We start from the raw sequence: 17,670 nt of genomic DNA, 5'->3' as shown, positions 1-17,670 counted from the left end.
GATATTAAATTTTTTAAAGTACGATTTGAAAAGACAGCAAAAATTCACCTTTTCTGTCAAAAATTGTTTTGGATGTAAGGTCATAAAGCGGTCTGCTGCTGTATTGGGCAACGATTCTTGCGTTTTGACCATAGAGATAAAAATTGGCTCCAATGTCATAATAGCTTCCACTTTGATTAAGCGCCTTCATATCTTTCAGAGCATAATTGACAAATGGCTGAACCTTCAGAATTTTACTGAATTTCGGAAGTACAAAACCCATCTGTGAAAACCAGATATTTCCTGTTCCCATCAAAACCCTGTTGTTTCCGGCGCCCTCGAGAGCTTTTTGTCCCATGAAATCTGCGTTGGGTGTTCCGGGATTCAAAAGACCGCTTATTCTTAAATAGTTGGGACCGTAATTATAATTGTAAAAAACAGAATAGAGCGTCAATCCCATTTCCTTACTTTTATCTCCTAAGGGAAGTTCCGTATAAACATCTGCGCCCAGAATATTAACATCATGAGATTCGAAAACATTTTCAGACGGTTGAGATTTCGTTGCTTCTTTATTGGTATAAAAGCCAACTCCAAGATTCAATACTTTCTTGGTAGCTAAATTATTTCCCGGGAGAAAAGAAGTCACCGTAGTTTCTTTGTTGAAAAACTGGTAGAATGCATATCCGGAATAAGACAGTTTTCCACTTTGGTTGTTATCCACAGCAGCACCTCCAATGGCTGGTTTCAAACTGGTAGCAAAAGGTTTGTTAAAGCTGAAACGGTAATTAATCCTATCCAACTCCCCATGGACAAAAATTCCCAGCTGTCTTGAAAACTGATCGGCTATTTCTATCATTGGAAAATTGAAAACAGGAATATCACCTGCGAGCATTTTGGTGGTACTGGCATTGGTCAGCCTGCTTACGCCATTCCATGAATGCAGTCCTGCGCCAAAGTACAGATTGTTTTTGTTTGGTTTTCCTGTCTGGAAATCATTTCTTGGAATAACCGCGAATTCATTATAAGCATCATGAAAAAAGAAAGGGGCTTTTTTTCCGGCTCCATTGTTTCCGGTACCGGTTCCGCCGCCTGAAATAAAACTCTGGTTATTGATTCCCATCTGTAAAAAGACAGAATAAAACGGAGTGACCTGGCTTTGAATGATCAGTCTCATTCTCCGGATGCTGGCATCGTAGGTTTGTTCCTGAGGAACTCCGTTCACCAGGGTTCCCGGATTGTTATCTATACTGCGGAGCCAGATCTGGCTGGAAATACCGAATTTCAGCCATTTGTCGCCTTTAGCATTAAGATTGATTTTAAGCTCTCCTACATCCAAAGGATTTTTCTCGGAAGAAACCTCTTCAGTATTTTTTTTAATACTCACCGTATCCTGACCGTACATACACTGCATAACCGTAAAACTGAAAATGATAAGTAGTTTTTTCATTGGCGCTTTTATTTGCACCTAAACAATAAATACATTCTGAAGAAATTCTGAAGTTTTCACAAAATTGAATCATTTGATGTTATGTTTTTGAAATTCAGTATTTTATTTTACGAAATTGATTCTTGTAATATGCAGATTGTTCTCAAATTGATAGAATATTTCAGTGTCATAAATCTCCAAAATTTTCTTCACGAGGGCCAAACCAATGCCGATGGAATTCTGATTGGGGTTTCCGCGTCTGAATCTCTTGAATAATTCTTCAGTAGGAACAGTGGGAGGATTTCCCGTATTGGATATCTGTAAATAGCTTTCCGTAAGCATTATTGAGATTTTTCCGTTTTCTATATTATGTCTTTTGGAATTATTGATGAGGTTGTTGATAACGATCGTAGCCAGATTCTGATCAAAATTGAGATAAACTTCCTGCTGGATATCTTTTGTCACCGTTAGATTCTGTATTTCAAAAATATCTTCAAAATAGAGAAGCCTTTCCTGAAGCAGTTCTGAAAAATTGATAAGCTGGGAATCATTTTTTTCAAAATGTTCAAGTTTGGCAAGAAGAATAAGAGATTGATTAATCGATGAAAGCCTGTCCAGTTCATCATTCATGGAAGAAAGTGTGATCAGTTGGTTTTGCGAAAGCTCACTGTCCATCAGCAGTTCGATTTTTCCTTTGATAGAAGCTAATGGTGTTTGTAGTTCATGAGATGTATTTTCCGAAAGCTCTTCCAGCAGATGATAATCCTTTTTGGAACTTTCTGACATTTTTAACAGGAATCTGTTTAATGATTTGAATTCTTCGGTTTCCGTTTTCATCAGGTCCATGGAGCGGTTGTCTCTCAAACTGAATTTCTTGATTTCATCTATTGCATGATAAAAAGGTTCAAGGATTTTTTTAGAAACCAGAATACTCACAATGATGGTAAGAATGATCAGAAAAACCATAATCCATGCAATAACCATGATGATGCTCATCAGAAAATTATTCTCAATGATCGTAATGTATCTTACACTGGTAATAGCGTATCTTTTCTGCTTAATTAAGGGATACGTAGTCACCGTGATCCTGTTCATGTGTGACTGGATACTTTTATTCCAGATGTATTTCTCCTCAATGATTTTTTCCTTAAAATTTTTAGATTCTGCAGGAAGAATTTTCACCTGAATCTGTCCGTGATGAAATTTTAAGTAATCGTAAGCGGGATCACTTTCCAGCCTTCGGGCTACATAACTGTTTAAATCCTCAAGTTTGAGAATAGCAGAACGCATCGTTGCCCTTTCAAAAGCAAAATAAAGGATCGCAAAACCGGTGATCAGTACGAAAAATACCAATACGGTAAATGCTCTGGCAAAACGGAAACTTAAATTCATTTATCAATCCATTTATAGCCCAATCCGTAAACAGTCTGCAGATAATCTTTTCCACCCGCATCAATAACCTTCTTCCGTAAGTTTTTTAAATGCTGATAAACGAAGTCTACATTGTCAATACTGTAGGTATAATCACCCCAAAGATGACTGGCAATAGCCTGTTTGGAAAGCATCCTGTTCTGATTGTTGATGAAATAAATCAGCAGGTTCAGTTCCTTTTTGGTAAGATTGACCAGTTGTTCATTGATTCTGCATTCTTTAGATTCCAGATCAATTTTAATTTCATTGAAGCTTAGAATGCGGTTGGCTTCCGGAGTTTTTCTTCTGAGTACCGCTTTTATCCTGGAGTGAAGCTCGGGTAAAGAAAATGGCTTGGTGATATAGTCATCAGCTCCATCATCCAGTCCGGTCAGCTTGGTGTCTAAAGAATTTTTTGCAGAAACAATAATGACACTTGCCCCGGGGGCATAGTTTTTAATATGTTTCAGAATATCCAGCCCGTTTCCGTCGGGAAGCATAAGGTCCAGGAGAATGCAGTCGTACTCAAAAAGTTCTATTTTGTCTATAGCTTCTTTCGCATCAGAAGCTACTTCACAGACGTAATCTTCTTTTTTAAGATAGTCTGTGATGTTGGACGCAAGATCTTTATGGTCTTCAATGATGAGAATTTTCATGCGAAATTATTAAACGGGATATACGGTTATCCGGTTTAAAGATATAAAAAAACCGTTCAGAAAATAAAGAACGGTATTTTTTAATTATGGATTTAGAACCTGTATCCAATCGATAGCCCGCTTCGAAAACCGGCCCACGGTCCGTCCACTTTTACTTTGGCTCCACTGGCATTTGTTTCTACGGTGTAGTCTACAAACGGGATATCCAGATTTTCAATTTCTTTTTTAAGCTGAGCCTGCATTTCCGGAGTCAGGACATAATCGCTGGTCATTGTGAAATCTCCTTTTCCGCTTCCGTAATGGGCACCGGCGATCCAGAAATCAAGAACCAGATTTTGGCTTCTGGTTAGGAAAAACTGTACACCAACCATCAGTCCGCCACTGTTTCCGCTTGTGCTTCCCTGACCTTTCAATGGAATCTGGTAGGTATTTCCATCAATGGCGTCATAATCATAATAGAAATCAAAACTATTGGATGAAACATCGGAATACCGATAGTAGGGAGCGAAATAGAATCCTTTTCCATAGCCTTTCCCAATATAGAATCTGGGCTCGATGGTGAAATTGGTGGCCTTTACCCTTAGATTTTGAAATCTTTTCTCATCTTCATCTTTCAAAAAAGCATTGATGAAAGGAACTTTCCCCTGTGTCATTGTTCCGAAACCTATATTGAGGGAGAACCATTGGTTAATCGCTCTTTCATAAGACAGGTTGATGTTTCTGAATGCATACGCTGTAACGTTGGTCTTAATGATATTCATTTTTTCCGAGGGAACAGCCTGAACTTCCTGTGCATCTGCTTCGGAAAGCAGGAAACAGGGAATTAAGATGAGAAGCTTTTTCATGATGTTATATTTTGTGGGTGTATAAAGGTATCAGCAAAAAACGGGCAAAAAATTATTGAAATTTAAATATGGTTTTATATTTAACTTAAAAATAAAGATATGATTGTTGTTTATATTATCTGATGGAAATATAATAAGAATAATTGACAGTGCCTTACAGCTTCCTTTTTAAAAATAAAAAAATTCATAAAAAACAACCCCACTCAGAAATCCTGAACGGGGTTGATTGTTTATAATGTTGTATAGTTTTATTTTTTGATGAACTTCACAGTTTCTGTTTTAGCATCTTTTCCGGAAACCTGGATAAAGTAATTGGCCGTCGGAAGTTCAGAGATCTCTACTTTTCCGGATTTCAGATCTGATGTTTTGATCAGTTTACCATCTAAGCTGTAGATCGTTGCTGTCGTATAATTCCCTGTATTTCCCTTAAATCCGATGAAATCCTGTGCCGGATTCGGATAAATGGTAAAATTTTCTTTTTTTGCATTGTCAGCCGTTGCTAAAAATGTTTCACCCAGAGCCACAGCACTTGAAGTGGATTGATTGATTCCCAGCAAAGGAACTGAAATATTTCCGCTGGTAGACGTTAGTAATGCATATCGGTGGCTGCCGTCATAATAAGAATAAGCAGTGTTGGTAAAAGTTCCTATCGGATTGGTTAAACCGGCATCAAATGGAGAGTATAAATTAAAATTCTGTGTAAATTTCACTCTCAATACGTTCGTATAGGTTCTGCTGCCGATGATCAGCGTTCCGTGTGCATCAGCCAGAGTACCCATTGTTCCGCTGAAAAAACCGTTAGCAACAGATGAAGTAAAATTTCCTCTGGCATTATCGGTTTGATTTACATTGAAAACAGTAGGGTAATTCATGTATGTGCCGTTGTCTACAGAAAAGTTCAGTGTAGCTTCGGGATTGATTACTCCGGTGATTTCCAGTTTGGTAGCGGAGGCTTTATAAAAAATAGTGGTTGCACCGCTGGCCATTTTAATGGTAGAGCCCGGAAATGTAGTAATTTCTGCAGCAGATGGTGTCGAATAGACCGTTGGAGAAGCTGTTCCCTGTATCAGGCTGGCGTTTGAAAAGGTAACATTCGCTCCTGTAGCGGAATTGTTGACAGTTCCTGTTACCGTATAATTATTCGCGGTATCACCTGATAGAGGATCGTTGGCCGCTTTGGTCAGCGTGATTTGTGCAGAAAGTGCGCCGGAAATACCCAGCAAAAAGAGTAGTGATGTTTTCATGGTCAAAATTTTTACTAAGATAAATAAAAACAGATATTAAATTTTTATGTTAACTAGTTTTTAATGAATAATTTAAACAAAAAAGCCATCCGGTAGGTTCGGACGGCTATTCTGTGCGTTATATATTTTTTTCTAGTTGCTCATGATTTTACGGTAGGCGTAAATATCTTCGATAGTGACTACGCTCATATCTTTTAGAGAGGCAAAATTCACAATTTCGGGTAGCCTTGCCATTGAACCGTCTTCATTGGTCAGCTCACAAAGTACGGCATCGTCACCGAGATTCGCCATTTTTACAAGATCTACACTGCCTTCGGTATGGCCACGTCTTTCGAAAACACCGCCCTGTTTAGCAATCAAAGGGAAAACGTGTCCCGGACTTGCAATGTGAGCGGCCTGTGCATTTTCTGCCACAGCTGTTCTGATCGTTGTTACACGGTCTTTGGCAGACACACCGGATTCAACGCCTTCTTTGGCTTCGATAGAAATGGTGAATGCAGTCTGGTTTTTTGAATTGTTGGTTTCCACCATCGGACGCAGATTTAAGTGCTTGCTTTTTTCTTCCGAAATACAAAGACACACGATGCCGCTGCATTCGCGGATCAGAAGTGCCATGTCCTGTTCTGTAATGGTGGATGCGGGAAAGATGATGTCTCCTTCGTTTTCACGGTTTTCATCATCTACTAAAAGAATTCCTTTTCCCTGTTGTAGTTTTAGAAGTGCATTTTCTACACGTTCTGTGGAGGTCGCTCCAAATTGTTCTAATAATTTTTCCATGTTATTTTACTTTTAAAAGTTAAAATAGTCTTCGGTACATGGAAATGAAATACGGCACAATAAGCCCGTAAGGAATCTTACTGACCGTTTCATTTTCTTCTCCCATCCAGACTTTAACTGTCGGTTTTGGAATTTCACCAAATCAGTCCCTTCGAAAGAAAGGAGTCGCGGACTATAACCGCCGGTAGGGAATTTCACCCTGCCCCGAAGAAAACTTATACTAAGTTTTACTGTATGTTCTGATTTAAATTTTTATTTCATTGATTATATTTAACGCACAGACCGCAAATTTCGGGAAGTTTTTTGAATTGAAGAAGGGATTTTTGATGCTATTTATCAATAGTTACTATAAGTTTAAAAAAAACCATTCAAAGTTAGAATGGCTTAATTTATAAAATTCTGATATGTTTTACTTGATAATTGTTGATTTAAAGAATCTGTTTTCCATCCTTATATTCCTGAACTGTCTTTTCGAGTCCCTTTTCATTATACATTTCCCATTTGCCGTCATATACTCCATTTTTCCAGTTTCCTATGCCCCGGATATTTCCATTTTCGTACCAATATTCATGAGTTCCGTTTGGCTTTCCATTAATAAATTCGCCTTTTCTTGCTTTTTGTCCATTAGGATGCCAGTATTCCCAGACCCCATTTTCTTTCAGATTTTCAATCTTCCCACTTGAGTATAATTTGCCATTTAAATAGTAAGCCTTTTTAAGTCCATCTGTTATTGGTTTAAATTCAAGTGTTTTTGATTGAACATCATTTAAATTCTGGCTGTTTTTTATGAAATCCCCCTTAGCAATAAGAGTATTTCCAAGATAAACTTCATATTCTTCTAAATTTATATTTTGAGAGTACAGGTTTTTGTTTACGAAAATTGTTAAGAGTAATGTAAGAAGTATTTTATACATAGATAAGGTTGTCATTATTTTTCTTTTACAGATTTTTCGAGTTGGATTGTCAATCGTTTGATAAGCATCAAGACATTCTCCAAAGATAAAAAGTTTTAATTCTTATGACTCATACTCCTTTAAATAAAAGACTATTTTCTTCTCAATTAAATCAGACAGTGAACTCGCGATTTTTATCACTTTCGGAGGTGCATTTTCATGAGCAAAAATGTAAATATTCTGAGTCTCCAGACTGTATAGCAATTGATCTCCATCTCCATACAGCCAGAATTCTCCCAGAACCAGATATTGCTTTTTCTGAATGGTTTCGACAGATAATTCATTGCAGTTAATTTCCAGCCCTTCTAATTTTAAAACGGATACATTCCGGTACCATGTTATCAGGTCATCAGGAAGTTTGATAGAAAGTTCTTTCTCTATATTGGGAATAAAATCCTGCTGTATGCCCGCTTCGATGACATCAGAATTGCTGTATGATTTGGTTAATTGTCCGAAAAACTTCGGATAGTAGTCTTTTAAATAGCCGAATTTATGTTCAACGTCCTTCTGAAGCTGTATTTCTTTTTGTTTTTCCGCTTTACAGAAATCATCAAATTCTCTTTCCCAGCCTTTTTTATAAAGATCGGAAAAATCAACATTTATTTTCAGAGATTTCAGCCAGTCAAAAGCGCCCAGCTGCCCGATGTACAGATTTCTAACCCCGCTGAAACTTTCCTTCGGTTTTATTTTAAGAAAAGCAGTTCTTCCACATATTTTTTCCACATCATCTTGATGATCAGAGAACCAGCTCAGCCATTCCTGTGTGGTGAGTTTTCCTTCTGAAAGGCTGCTGAATTGGTCAATAATTTCCTGTTGCATCATGGGGCTGTTTACTCGTTTCAAAATTTATTTTTCTATCCATTCCCGGAAGAGGCTGGTATTGCTCTGGCTGGTTATCAAATGTCTGTCATATCCCTCTATCTTTAAAGCTAATGAATTTTTAGAATATCGTTCGATTCTTTCGATGAATTTTTTATTTACCAGCTCACTGCGATTGATTCTGAAAAACTGTACCGGATCAAGCTGTATTTCGATTTCCTTTAGGGTAGATACATTCAGCATATGTTTTTTTCCTGTTTTATCCAGAGCAAAGACAACGCCTTCGTCAGCCTCAAAAAACAGAATGTCTTTGGTCTCAAAGAAATAAATCCCCTGAGTGGTATTGACGGAAAACCTTCCTTTATATTTTTTTTCTGCTGCATTTCCAATGATCTGATCTAGTTTTAAATGCAGAGAATGATCTGTGGGGTGACTATTTCTGAGCAGTAGAAATTTATCCCAGGCCTTCTGGAATCGTTCTAATGAAAAAGGTTTTAAAAGATATTCTATGCCGTTGCTTTCAAAAGCATTCATCCAAAACTGGTCGTAGGCAGTTGTGAAGATAATGGGGCATAAAACCTGTACTTCACGGTAAATATCAAATGCATTTCCATCCAAAAGTTCAATGTCACACAGGATGAGGTCAATAGGGACATTGGTTTTTAGAAAATTCACAGCATCCTGTACCGTATCTACCTCTGCTTCCACGGAAATGGATTCGTTGACCTCGTCCAGAAATCTTCTGAGTTTTTTTCTTGCCGGGATTTCATCTTCAATGATAAGAATTTTGATCATTTCTCTTGTCATGGGATTATGGGTAAAGTTACTGAAAACTCATTTTCCGTATGGACGATTTCAAACTGTTTACTGGCTAACAGAGCATATTGCTGCCTCAGATTATTCAATGCCCTTCCGGATGTGGATTTTGTGTTTCTTTTGATAACAGTATTATTTGATACAACAAGACTGCTGTCTGCAGAGATGGTGATCAAAACAGGATTTTTTTCTGTTCCGAGATTGTGCTGAATGGCATTTTCCAAAAGCAGTTGCAGGGTGAGCGGTATGATATGGCCCTTGATGTCCGGATTTTGAATTTCCAGCAGATAGGCATTGCCATACTTGTGCTGCATGAGGTTGAAGTATTTTTTTGCAAAAGAAATTTCTTCATTTATTGAGATTAAACTTTTATCAGAAACCTGAAGAACATACCGGTATATTTCAGCAAATTCATTCAGGAAATCAGAGGCTTTGTATTGATCTTCGTTGATTAACTGGTCTAAAACATTCAGGTTATTGAACAGAAAATGAGGATTAAGCTGTGATTTGAGCTGGCTGATCTTTGTTTCAGAGAATGCCTGATTATATTCATCGATCTGTTTTTGCTTTTTTTTGTTTTTTTGATAATAGTAGAAAGCCAGAAAAAAACTTCCATAGATAAAAGTGTCCATTATTTCTGGCAGGGTCGAAAGCATCAGTGTTTCCTGATTGAAGTTTCTTTCAAAAGTGTCAAAAGCCAGTGCAATGAGCAGTCCCAATAGCTTCATGACGGCTAGATAGACGAGCATTGAGGTACTGAATATTTTTAATGCTTCACCTGTACTGAAAGTATCTGATTTCTGCCAGTGTTTCATAAAGAAATGCATCACAAAAAACAGAATTCCGGCACTTATAAAAGACAGGACTGCTGCTTCCGGTGTAAAGATATACCAGTCAAGTGTTTTCCTTACCAGAAGCCTGATCTGTATGGATTGTGCATAGCCAAACAGAAATACAAAAAATAGAAAGTACCTGTTTTGCCGAATTTCGTTCAAAATATTTTTCATAGATATTCTGGTCAGATGATACAAAAATAGCCCTATAAAACATAAAGGGCTATTGATGACTCAAATTATTTTGTCTTATGATCCGGGAATGATGCGGTGACTTCTCCTTTGTCATTATAGAAATCAAGTTTTGCATTATTTTCTTTATCAATATAGAACATTGCTTTGGGCATTCCTTTGTCATCAAATAAAAAGAGGCCGTTATTTTCACCTCTGGATTTCCCCAGCATAATTCTCGGAGCGCCTCCTATCAGATTCTTTTTTACATAGTCGTCATACTTTTGCTGCATGGCTTTAGGATCTTTTTTTCGGAGGTCTTCAAGCTCCTTCATAATTTCGGAAGTTTTAATTTGTGATTCTTCTGAAGGACGGTCATTAAAAGCAAGACTGCTGGATACAAACCGTTTACCCCCTTTTGTATAATCCTGGGTTAAAAGCTGCATCACCTGATCTCCGTCGTATTGATCATAGGTTAATGATAAGCCTGAGCTGTGCCCGTTTTCCTTTTTTTGCCCGTCATAGATAAATCCACCACATTCAATACCGTCTTCATTAAAAAACAGCATTCCTGAACGTTTTTTCCGGCTTTCATTGGTCGGCCGGGTATTGATTTTATCGTTTCCGTTGGGAAACCTGTCAACATTGGTAATGATCATTTTTACCGTTCCGTCTTTTTCTACGATATTGATTCTTTCGACATCAATTTCCGTGAATTTTTGATTACCGTTCGTTTTAAAAGCTGAGGTCGTCAGGAAAACCATTCCGATTACTGTTGCAAAAGCAAACGCTCTTAGAAAAATCAATTCTTTATTCATAGTGTTGTTATATTGTATAAGACAAAACTATTCAGATATTGATTGCTCCTCAAGCCAAAAGTAATAAGCCAAGGAAAAATTCCTTTGAATAAAGGAATTTTGGGAATGAATTGTGTATTAAAAACAGGATAGTGACAGGGAAGTTCTTCTTACACAGATTAAGTATCACATGAAACATCATCCCAATCCTGATCCATATAAGTGATCAGCCAGTTTAATGCATAATGTCTTTCATACACAATGCCCGGATGGATGGTTTCCATTTCCAGATTATTCAAACGGGCATCTACACAGGCCCAGTCGTATCTGTAGTACAAATCAGCCGCATCAAGGATTTCGGATTTTGAACGAACTTCATACGGTCCATTGATGAAATCATTAGGATCGAGGTCGCCGCCCACCGGATAATGTTCTGCCGGAATATCATTCAGATCGCATAATTCATTGGGAAAGGGAAGGGTGTCAACTATTTTTAAGGCCCAGAATAAAACCCAGATACATTCACATTTCCAGCTTTCCTGAGATTTTTTATGTTCTGTGGAATCATTTAAAAAATCCTTTTCGTCCGGAGTGACAAAGTCCCAGAGATCATATTCTTTAAGATAATCAATGGCCTCTTCCGGCCCGATGGAATCAAAAGCAATAAGATTGGTGACAGCAAGAACCGTCAGTCTTCGGGCTACTTCTTCAGAAGTTCTCAGGGTGGTTTCCTCTTCTGTTTCTATATGGGGAAGGTTAAAATTTATTTTAATACCCTCTCTTTTGAGGATTTCCTCAGTTCTTTCTTTTCTCGAAAGACCTTGTTCGTTTGTAAACATATTGAGTATGATAAAAGGATGGATGTGAATAAATCAGATAAGTTCTTTGATCATCTGTTCAAGCAATTGATTAAACTTTTCCGGATTTTCCAGCATCGGATAATGACCGGTTCCGGCGATTTCAACGTAGTTATAATCCTTTAGATACTTTCTGTTATTCTCAAGATGTGTAGGGAAGTTATCTGAATTGATGGCCCTCACCGGAACCTGAACTTTTGAAGCGATTTCCCTGAAATCTTTTTTATACAAAGGTCTGAGGAGATAGATGGCTGCTTCCGATGTGTTTTGAAGGAACTCATTCTGCAGTCTTTCTCTTACCTCAGAAGGGGTATTTTCCGCAAAAAGATATTGAGGGAGAATATGTTCAACCGCATTTTTAAAATCATTGCGATAGTGTACAAACATATATTGCTCAGCCTGTTCATCTGTAAAGGCTTCATCAAGATCTTTTATGGTGTCTATCAGAATAAGACCTTTAACCTGAGGGATTTGTAAAGAAGCCTCCAGAACATAAGCTCCCGACATGGAATGTCCTACAAGAATAATTTCGGATGAACCGATATCTTCAGCTACTGCCTTGATATCAGCTGCATACAATTCACTTGACCATTCTTTTCGCGATTTATCAGATAAGCCGTGACCGGCAAGACTCATTTGTACAATACGATAGGTATTTTTGAAATATTCCTCCTGGCTGTTCCACCATTCTGCATTGCCGAGCCATCCGTGTACGAATAGGAGAGTAGGATTTCCCTGTCCGCTTTCTTTATAATGAATTTTCTGTCCGTCTGACGATTGTGCGTATTTTTCCATGATTAATATATTGTTTTGCTGTATGGCAAGTTTGTGATTAAAAAGCTAATTTACAAAAAGCCCATAGAAAGAGAATGGATTTCTCTGTATAATAGGGGAATGAAGCTTTATTAAAATAGAGATCTGATGTTTAGGTAGGTAAAGGTTTGTATATTTGCAGACTTTTCAGAAATTCAAAGAACTCTATCAATGAAAAAAATCTATTTCTTACTATTTTCGATTTTATTGCATTTTTTTAATGCACAAAATATGGCTTTAGATCCTGCATTTGGAACAGGTGGCTATTCTAATTATGATACTTTTTATTCTACTTCAGATGCTGTAATGCTCTCCGATGGGCAATTTATTACGGCCACTTCAACGGGTTCCATCAGTATTAGAAAGGTAAAACAAAATGGAATGCCGGATCCTGCTTTTGGCACGAAAAACCATAATATGGGGGCTAATGCATCCGATAAAAGTGAATTAATCAAAAGAATTGTTTTACACAATAACAAAATACTTATTTATGGAAGGGTCAATGCTACACCTACCCATAGTTTATATGATTTGTTTGTGACAAGAATTAATCTGGACGGCACTTTAGATACCAGTTTTGGAACCAATGGTTTTACAACGCAGTCAGTAGGACAGAATGGTTCCGTATACGATATGGTTGTTGATTCTGATGGCAATAGCTACCTTTACGCCTCTAATAATGGGTACTATCTGACAAAAGTAAATTCCAGCGGAATGATTGACACAGGTTTCGGAACCAATGGAAAATTAGCATTACCTTCTTTCACATCGAATAAGTTTTATATTCAGAATGACGGTAAACTGGTCATGGCCGGATCCCGCTTGAATACATTGACAAATCTTACCGAATCCTATATAGAAAGAAGGTTACCGGATGGTACGTATGATTCAACATTTGGAAATAACGGAATGGTATTCATACCGAATACTCAGGGAACAGTCATTAAAAGTTTTGAGTATAACTATTCAGACAATTCCATCTTATGTCTGCATCAGTCTGCATCTTCATCTGATGTTTTCTTTTTATCCAAAACTCAAATTTCGAATGGAGCTGTTATTTCAAGTTTTGCCAATAATGGCAGGACTTCTAATTATTTCTTTGTAGCCGCACCTCGTCTTAGATTGAGTCAGATAACAGTGCTTCCAAATTCAAAAATAGTGGCCATAGGAAGTGTAACGAATTTCTTCAGCGGCGGACCCAATATCAATGAACAGTTATTTGTGACAAGATTTAATGCCAATGGAAGTATAGATTATACAGCTTCAAGCAGTGGATTTCAGATATTCATGACCACACTTCCACCTCCCGTTGAAGGAATCAGGGCCGATTATATTAATAAATTATTTAATGCCAATAATGGCTCACTTATTCTTGCCTACAGCGGAGGAAGTGTAACCACCGGTGATAAGTCATATTTATGTAAGTTTATAGATTCTACGTATTTAGGGACGGATTCTGTACCGGATAAAGATCAGACTAATCTGTTTACACTGTATCCCAATCCAGCAGGAAATACGGTGACCATCCAAAACAGGAAGTATGGAAATGATGCTTTTAATTTCAAAATTTATGATCTTTCAGGTAAAATAGCTCAGACCGGATCTTCAAAATTCAATGACCGGATAGATGTTCAACATTTGGAAAAAGGAAATTATATCATTCAGATTGAAACTAAAAAAGGAGATAAGCATTCCGTGAAATTAAGAAAGGATTAAAAAAAATTAATAAAAAAGAAGACTTCTGTTTGTACGGAAGTCTTCTTTGTTTTTTAAAATTTTACCATTTCCAGATCTGTGGCTCGTCTTTCCAGATCAGCAGCCTGAACTCTTCATAATGATTTCCGTTGCCGATGGTGTGAGTATCTCTTTTGCCTTTTTCCAGTTTTAATTGGTGTAAAACCCCGGAATGGGCAGCCACCCAAAGTGTTTTTTCATCGTCCGAAAGAGTGATTCCTGAGATCGTGGAACCTAAGAAATATCTCCATAAACGATTTCCCTCTTTGTCAAATGCTTTGATGTATCCGTAAGCATCGCCCAGAATGTAGTACTCTTTTGTAGCTGTACCTGCATATACTCTCATTTCTTCGTCGATAATGGTATAATCATCACTTTCAGTATACGCTTCGATATCAGCCCCTACATACTGATCGGAATTGATGCCTATGGTGATCCCGTTGTAGAAATGACAGGAATTCGTGATCAGCTGACTGTCATCTTTAGCAAACAGACAAAAATGCGGATATGAGGACTGGGCCCCGATTGAACCCAAAGTATTGCCTTCCGGATCTAAAATCCTGTGATCATAGCTTTGATCTCCCACCACAATGTAAGAATTGTCATTGGAAAGGGTGGCATTTTCCATATCAATGTCCGGGGTCCATTCTTCCTCGTCATCTTCATTGAGGGGATGAATTAGTTTTTCTTCTTTTGGCGAGATCAGGTAGATTCCGAATGATGTGACCAGAAGAACTTTACTTCCGTCATTGAACGGAATCAGTTCTGTAATTCCCAGTTCTGCGGTTTGGGCCAATTCGAATTCATTGATGAGTTCTCCTTCCCAGCCTTTATACAAAGATATTTTACCGGGAGTCGCAATGGCAAAAATATCATCCTGTTTAGATTTTCCGATGGCCTGAATATTCTCGTCAAGTTGAGTCACCTGGCCATGATCCAACAAATAAGCCTGTCTTTTTTCATAAGAAGTTCCGGTCATGAAAACGATCTTTTCACCGGAAATAAAATGAAGCTGTTCAATACTTTGTGACCTGTTTTCCAGTAAAGGAATGATGGGAGTGTGAGCTGGAGGAAAACTCGCTCTGAAGTTTTCAACATCTCCGTTCTGATTGGCTGTTTTAAGCAGGTTGAAAACGCTTTCCGCAAGATTTGATCTCTTGTCTTCAGGTTCTTCGCCTTTCCAGTTTTCCCAGCCGTTCTTTTCACCGAAATCAACCATTTCATTAATTTCTGTAGCATATCGTTCTCCTTTTGAGAACCATTCTTCCTGGATTGTAGTGTTTTGCATAATTGATGATTAAAATAAAGTTTGAGATATTCTGTACGGAATATCCTGTCTTAAAAATAAAGTTTCTTTTTATTTGAAGTTCGCATGCTCGTCATGGTTTCCACTGATCATGATGCTGCTTCCTTTTAACAGCTGCGGATTGACGGTTCCGGTTTTTTCAGCGGTGAATTCAAACCCAAGGATATCCAACGTTTCACCAGGTTTGAAGAATTCTTCTTTTTTTAGCGTGTAATTTCCTGCCGGACCGATCCTGATGGTATCTCCCGGCTGTTGCATAAACGTTTCGATATTATTTTTCTCTTTGGTCTCTACTTTAACACTTTTAGATAAGTAAAGCATATTGACATCATGAAGGCCGGACCAGTGAATAGAAAAATCCTTGTTCAAAGAGTTTTCTTCTTCATAAATAATATTTCTGGCACTGCTTAATTTCAGGGAAGGAACTCTGCCCAGAAAAAACTTTTTACCGTTGGCCAGTTGAATTTGAAGATCGTATTGATTATGTTCCGGGGCTATTTTTTCAGCATGGTACAGATGGTTTTTGTTGTAATATAGCTGCTGTACAATTTTGTATTCTGCTTTTTTGCCATTCACCCATATACCCACAGAGTCACTGCCAAACATTTTACCGTTCTTATCACGGAGGACTACAGAAATACTGTTGTCATTCTCATCAGTAAGCTTTTGGTAAATGCTGATCTCCGCTTTCAGATCAGAAATGTCTGTAATCTTTGATGCCGGTTGCGGTCCTGAACAGGAATTGAACAGGAAGTATAAGCAGCAGAGCAGGATAGAAAGCTTCAACTTGATATAACCAGAAGTTCTCATAATGTGATATTTTGGTGTGACGGAATTTTTTCCGGAGTGTTAAATTACGAAAAGAAATAGAATGGGGTTAGCTTTGGTATGGATTAATTTAATCTTGATTCAGTGCTGGAAGCTGGAAGCGGGAGGTTGGAAGTTACTATTGCTCATCATTTTTAATCATTCGATAAATACTTATTTACTGGTATTAATTTTTTCCTCAAGTATACGAATGTACTTTTTTAAAGTGTGGGATACTGGGTTGGAATTCGAAAGGCGTAATGCTTCTTCAAAATTTTGTTTTGATTTCAGGTAATCAATTTCCTGGTAAAGATGTCCAAGGAGTGAGTAATAAAAAGGATTGTCCGGAAGATTCAGCTTTTCAGCTTCAGGAATGGCTGAAGATTTTCCTCTCACTTTCGCAAAGGCAAAAGTACGGTTGAGCGCAGCGATAGGAGAATATTCAATCTGTAAAAGCTGATTGTATAACTGAAGAATGTTTTCCCACTTTTCATCAGTATCCCTTTTTCTGGTATGCCAGTATGCGATAGCGGCTTCCAGATGAAACTTGGTCAAGAAATGGCCTGATGCACTCTGATTCAGGTGCTTAATTCCTTCTTCAATCAGGTCGTTATTCCAAAGTGTATCATCCTGATCCTCATACAAAATACTTTCTCCTTGCTCGTTGAATCTTGCATTAAATCTTGAAGAGTGAAAATACATCAATGACAGTAAAGCATTGGCAGTAGGTGTATTGGTCGCTTTATTTTCGGTGAGAGTTGAAGTAAGACGAATGGCTTCGTAGCATAAATCCTGTCTGAGAACTGTATTGGTGGAAGTGGAATAATAGCCTTCTGAAAATAAGAGATACAAAGTGGTAAGCACCGTATCTAAATTTGTATTGATCTGGAGTACGGAAGGTTGTTCTATTTTTATCTTTTGTTTCTTTAATTTTTCCTTGGCACGTTGCAGTCTTTTGTAGACGACCTCTTTACTGATGAGAAATGCATCGGCAATTTCCTGAGTTCCGAAACCACAGAGTAAATTTAGGGCTAAAGATATTTGAGAATCTTTGGAAATAGAAGGATTACAAACCGTAAACATCATAGCAAGCTGACTGTCTACAATGTTTTTCTGAGAAAGGTCGATTTCAAATTCTTCATATTCAGAATAAGAATATTTTATTTCAGTTGAAATTTTTTGATAAAACAGGGAATCCCGTTTAAAATAATTCTTAGACTTATTTTTAGCCACCGTATAAAGCCATGCTGTCGGGTTTTCGGGAGTTCCGCTGATACTCCAGGATTCTGTGGCAGTGAGGAAAGTATCACTCACAATATCCTCGGCAATTTCGATATGATCGATACCAAATGTAGAACAGAGTACGGAAACAATTTTCCTGTACTCTGTTCGGAATAAGTTGGGGAGTAATGACTGTTCGCCCATTT

17 protein-coding genes and 1 riboswitch are annotated in these 17,670 nt (G+C 37.7%); of the genes, 1 reads left to right on the top strand and 16 read right to left on the bottom strand.

Annotated features, from left to right (window positions below; genetic code table 11):
- Positions 1-13: 13 nt before the first annotated feature.
- The 13 genes from LC419_RS06075 to LC419_RS06015 all read right to left on the bottom strand — a co-directional run bounded on the left by LC419_RS06075 (position 14) and on the right by LC419_RS06015 (position 12,378).
- Positions 14-1,426: a porin gene (locus LC419_RS06075; RefSeq protein WP_223606516.1), complete on the bottom strand. Its 1,413-nt coding sequence runs from the start codon at positions 1,424-1,426 to the stop codon at positions 14-16.
- 102 nt (positions 1,427-1,528) lie between these two features.
- Positions 1,529-2,797: a HAMP domain-containing sensor histidine kinase gene (locus tag LC419_RS06070; RefSeq protein WP_223606515.1), complete on the bottom strand. Its 1,269-nt coding sequence runs from the start codon at positions 2,795-2,797 to the stop codon at positions 1,529-1,531.
- Positions 2,794-3,471 carry a response regulator transcription factor gene (locus tag LC419_RS06065; protein WP_223606514.1) on the bottom strand — a complete coding sequence of 226 codons (678 nt, stop codon included), beginning with the start codon at positions 3,469-3,471 and terminating at the stop codon, positions 2,794-2,796. The genes LC419_RS06070 and LC419_RS06065 overlap by 4 nt, the downstream gene beginning before the upstream one ends.
- A 92-nt stretch (positions 3,472-3,563) precedes the next feature.
- Complete coding sequence (locus tag LC419_RS06060; protein WP_223606513.1) at positions 3,564-4,316, bottom strand: DUF3575 domain-containing protein; 753 nt, start codon at positions 4,314-4,316, stop codon at positions 3,564-3,566.
- Positions 4,317-4,564: 248 nt separating this feature from the next.
- On the bottom strand, positions 4,565-5,560 hold the full coding sequence (locus LC419_RS06055) for a T9SS type A sorting domain-containing protein (protein WP_223606512.1): 996 nt from the start codon (positions 5,558-5,560) through the stop codon (positions 4,565-4,567).
- Positions 5,561-5,692: 132 nt separating this feature from the next.
- Positions 5,693-6,337 (bottom strand): 3,4-dihydroxy-2-butanone-4-phosphate synthase, encoded by a 645-nt coding sequence (gene ribB / locus LC419_RS06050; protein ID WP_223606511.1) that lies wholly within the window; start codon positions 6,335-6,337, stop codon positions 5,693-5,695.
- A gap of 90 nt (positions 6,338-6,427) precedes the next feature.
- Positions 6,428-6,553, bottom strand: a riboswitch (FMN riboswitch).
- 212 nt (positions 6,554-6,765) lie between these two features.
- Positions 6,766-7,251 carry a toxin-antitoxin system YwqK family antitoxin gene (locus LC419_RS06045; protein ID WP_223606510.1) on the bottom strand — a complete coding sequence of 162 codons (486 nt, stop codon included), beginning with the start codon at positions 7,249-7,251 and terminating at the stop codon, positions 6,766-6,768.
- A gap of 102 nt (positions 7,252-7,353) precedes the next feature.
- On the bottom strand, positions 7,354-8,133 hold the full coding sequence (locus LC419_RS06040) for an SMI1/KNR4 family protein (protein ID WP_223606509.1): 780 nt from the start codon (positions 8,131-8,133) through the stop codon (positions 7,354-7,356).
- 3 nt (positions 8,134-8,136) lie between these two features.
- A complete protein-coding gene (locus tag LC419_RS06035; protein WP_223606508.1) occupies positions 8,137-8,904 on the bottom strand; it encodes a LytTR family DNA-binding domain-containing protein in 768 nt (255 codons plus the stop codon).
- A gap of 8 nt (positions 8,905-8,912) precedes the next feature.
- On the bottom strand, positions 8,913-9,932 hold the full coding sequence (locus LC419_RS06030) for a sensor histidine kinase (protein ID WP_223606507.1): 1,020 nt from the start codon (positions 9,930-9,932) through the stop codon (positions 8,913-8,915).
- 65 nt (positions 9,933-9,997) lie between these two features.
- Positions 9,998-10,747 (bottom strand): hypothetical protein, encoded by a 750-nt coding sequence (locus tag LC419_RS06025; protein WP_223606505.1) that lies wholly within the window; start codon positions 10,745-10,747, stop codon positions 9,998-10,000.
- A gap of 158 nt (positions 10,748-10,905) precedes the next feature.
- Positions 10,906-11,565, bottom strand: coding sequence for a DUF4272 domain-containing protein (locus LC419_RS06020; RefSeq protein ID WP_223606504.1), 660 nt, complete (start codon positions 11,563-11,565; stop codon positions 10,906-10,908).
- 33 nt (positions 11,566-11,598) lie between these two features.
- Positions 11,599-12,378, bottom strand: a complete 780-nt coding sequence (locus tag LC419_RS06015; protein ID WP_223606503.1) for an alpha/beta fold hydrolase — start codon at positions 12,376-12,378, stop codon at positions 11,599-11,601.
- 189 nt (positions 12,379-12,567) lie between these two features.
- On the opposite strand from LC419_RS06015, the gene LC419_RS06010 reads away from it, so the two are divergent.
- Entirely contained in the window at positions 12,568-14,112 is a 1,545-nt protein-coding gene (locus LC419_RS06010; RefSeq protein ID WP_223606502.1) for a T9SS type A sorting domain-containing protein, read from the top strand.
- Positions 14,113-14,173: 61 nt separating this feature from the next.
- Here the strand turns inward: LC419_RS06010 and LC419_RS06005 are convergent, their stop codons facing one another.
- From LC419_RS06005 to LC419_RS05995, 3 genes are all read right to left on the bottom strand, one after another.
- Positions 14,174-15,418, bottom strand: coding sequence for a hypothetical protein (locus LC419_RS06005; RefSeq protein WP_223606501.1), 1,245 nt, complete (start codon positions 15,416-15,418; stop codon positions 14,174-14,176).
- Positions 15,419-15,487: 69 nt separating this feature from the next.
- On the bottom strand, positions 15,488-16,246 hold the full coding sequence (locus LC419_RS06000) for a hypothetical protein (RefSeq protein ID WP_223606500.1): 759 nt from the start codon (positions 16,244-16,246) through the stop codon (positions 15,488-15,490).
- Between the two features lie 171 nt (positions 16,247-16,417).
- The gene (locus tag LC419_RS05995; RefSeq protein WP_223606499.1) at positions 16,418-17,668 is read right to left on the bottom strand and encodes an RNA polymerase sigma factor; all 1,251 of its coding nucleotides are present in this window, start codon (positions 17,666-17,668) and stop codon (positions 16,418-16,420) included.
- Positions 17,669-17,670: the final 2 nt, after the last annotated feature.

The sequence above is a fragment of the Chryseobacterium sp. OSA05B genome, from assembly GCF_019970065.1.
Taxonomy (GTDB): domain Bacteria; phylum Bacteroidota; class Bacteroidia; order Flavobacteriales; family Weeksellaceae; genus Chryseobacterium.
The sequence above is the reverse complement of the archived record's forward strand: the minus strand, read 5'-3'. Positions and strand labels throughout refer to the sequence as shown.

Bases quoted from the DNA above. Each gene is read 5' to 3' on its own strand.
- LC419_RS06065 (WP_223606514.1), bottom strand. From the start codon at position 3,471: ATGAAAATTCTCATCATTGAAGACCATAAAGATCTTGCGTCCAACATC.
- LC419_RS06010 (WP_223606502.1), top strand. From the start codon at position 12,568: ATGAAAAAAATCTATTTCTTACTATTTTCGATTTTATTGCATTTTTTT.
- LC419_RS05995 (WP_223606499.1), bottom strand. From the start codon at position 17,668: ATGGGCGAACAGTCATTACTCCCCAACTTATTCCGAACAGAGTACAGG.
- LC419_RS06060 (WP_223606513.1), bottom strand. From the start codon at position 4,316: ATGAAAAAGCTTCTCATCTTAATTCCCTGTTTCCTGCTTTCCGAAGCA.
- ribB (WP_223606511.1), bottom strand. From the start codon at position 6,337: ATGGAAAAATTATTAGAACAATTTGGAGCGACCTCCACAGAACGTGTA.
- LC419_RS06000 (WP_223606500.1), bottom strand. From the start codon at position 16,246: ATGAGAACTTCTGGTTATATCAAGTTGAAGCTTTCTATCCTGCTCTGC.
- LC419_RS06070 (WP_223606515.1), bottom strand. From the start codon at position 2,797: ATGAATTTAAGTTTCCGTTTTGCCAGAGCATTTACCGTATTGGTATTT.
- LC419_RS06030 (WP_223606507.1), bottom strand. From the start codon at position 9,932: ATGAAAAATATTTTGAACGAAATTCGGCAAAACAGGTACTTTCTATTT.
- LC419_RS06055 (WP_223606512.1), bottom strand. From the start codon at position 5,560: ATGAAAACATCACTACTCTTTTTGCTGGGTATTTCCGGCGCACTTTCT.
- LC419_RS06020 (WP_223606504.1), bottom strand. From the start codon at position 11,565: ATGTTTACAAACGAACAAGGTCTTTCGAGAAAAGAAAGAACTGAGGAA.
- LC419_RS06015 (WP_223606503.1), bottom strand. From the start codon at position 12,378: ATGGAAAAATACGCACAATCGTCAGACGGACAGAAAATTCATTATAAA.
- LC419_RS06035 (WP_223606508.1), bottom strand. From the start codon at position 8,904: ATGATCAAAATTCTTATCATTGAAGATGAAATCCCGGCAAGAAAAAAA.
- LC419_RS06045 (WP_223606510.1), bottom strand. From the start codon at position 7,251: ATGTATAAAATACTTCTTACATTACTCTTAACAATTTTCGTAAACAAA.
- LC419_RS06025 (WP_223606505.1), bottom strand. From the start codon at position 10,747: ATGAATAAAGAATTGATTTTTCTAAGAGCGTTTGCTTTTGCAACAGTA.
- LC419_RS06005 (WP_223606501.1), bottom strand. From the start codon at position 15,418: ATGCAAAACACTACAATCCAGGAAGAATGGTTCTCAAAAGGAGAACGA.
- LC419_RS06075 (WP_223606516.1), bottom strand. From the start codon at position 1,426: ATGAAAAAACTACTTATCATTTTCAGTTTTACGGTTATGCAGTGTATG.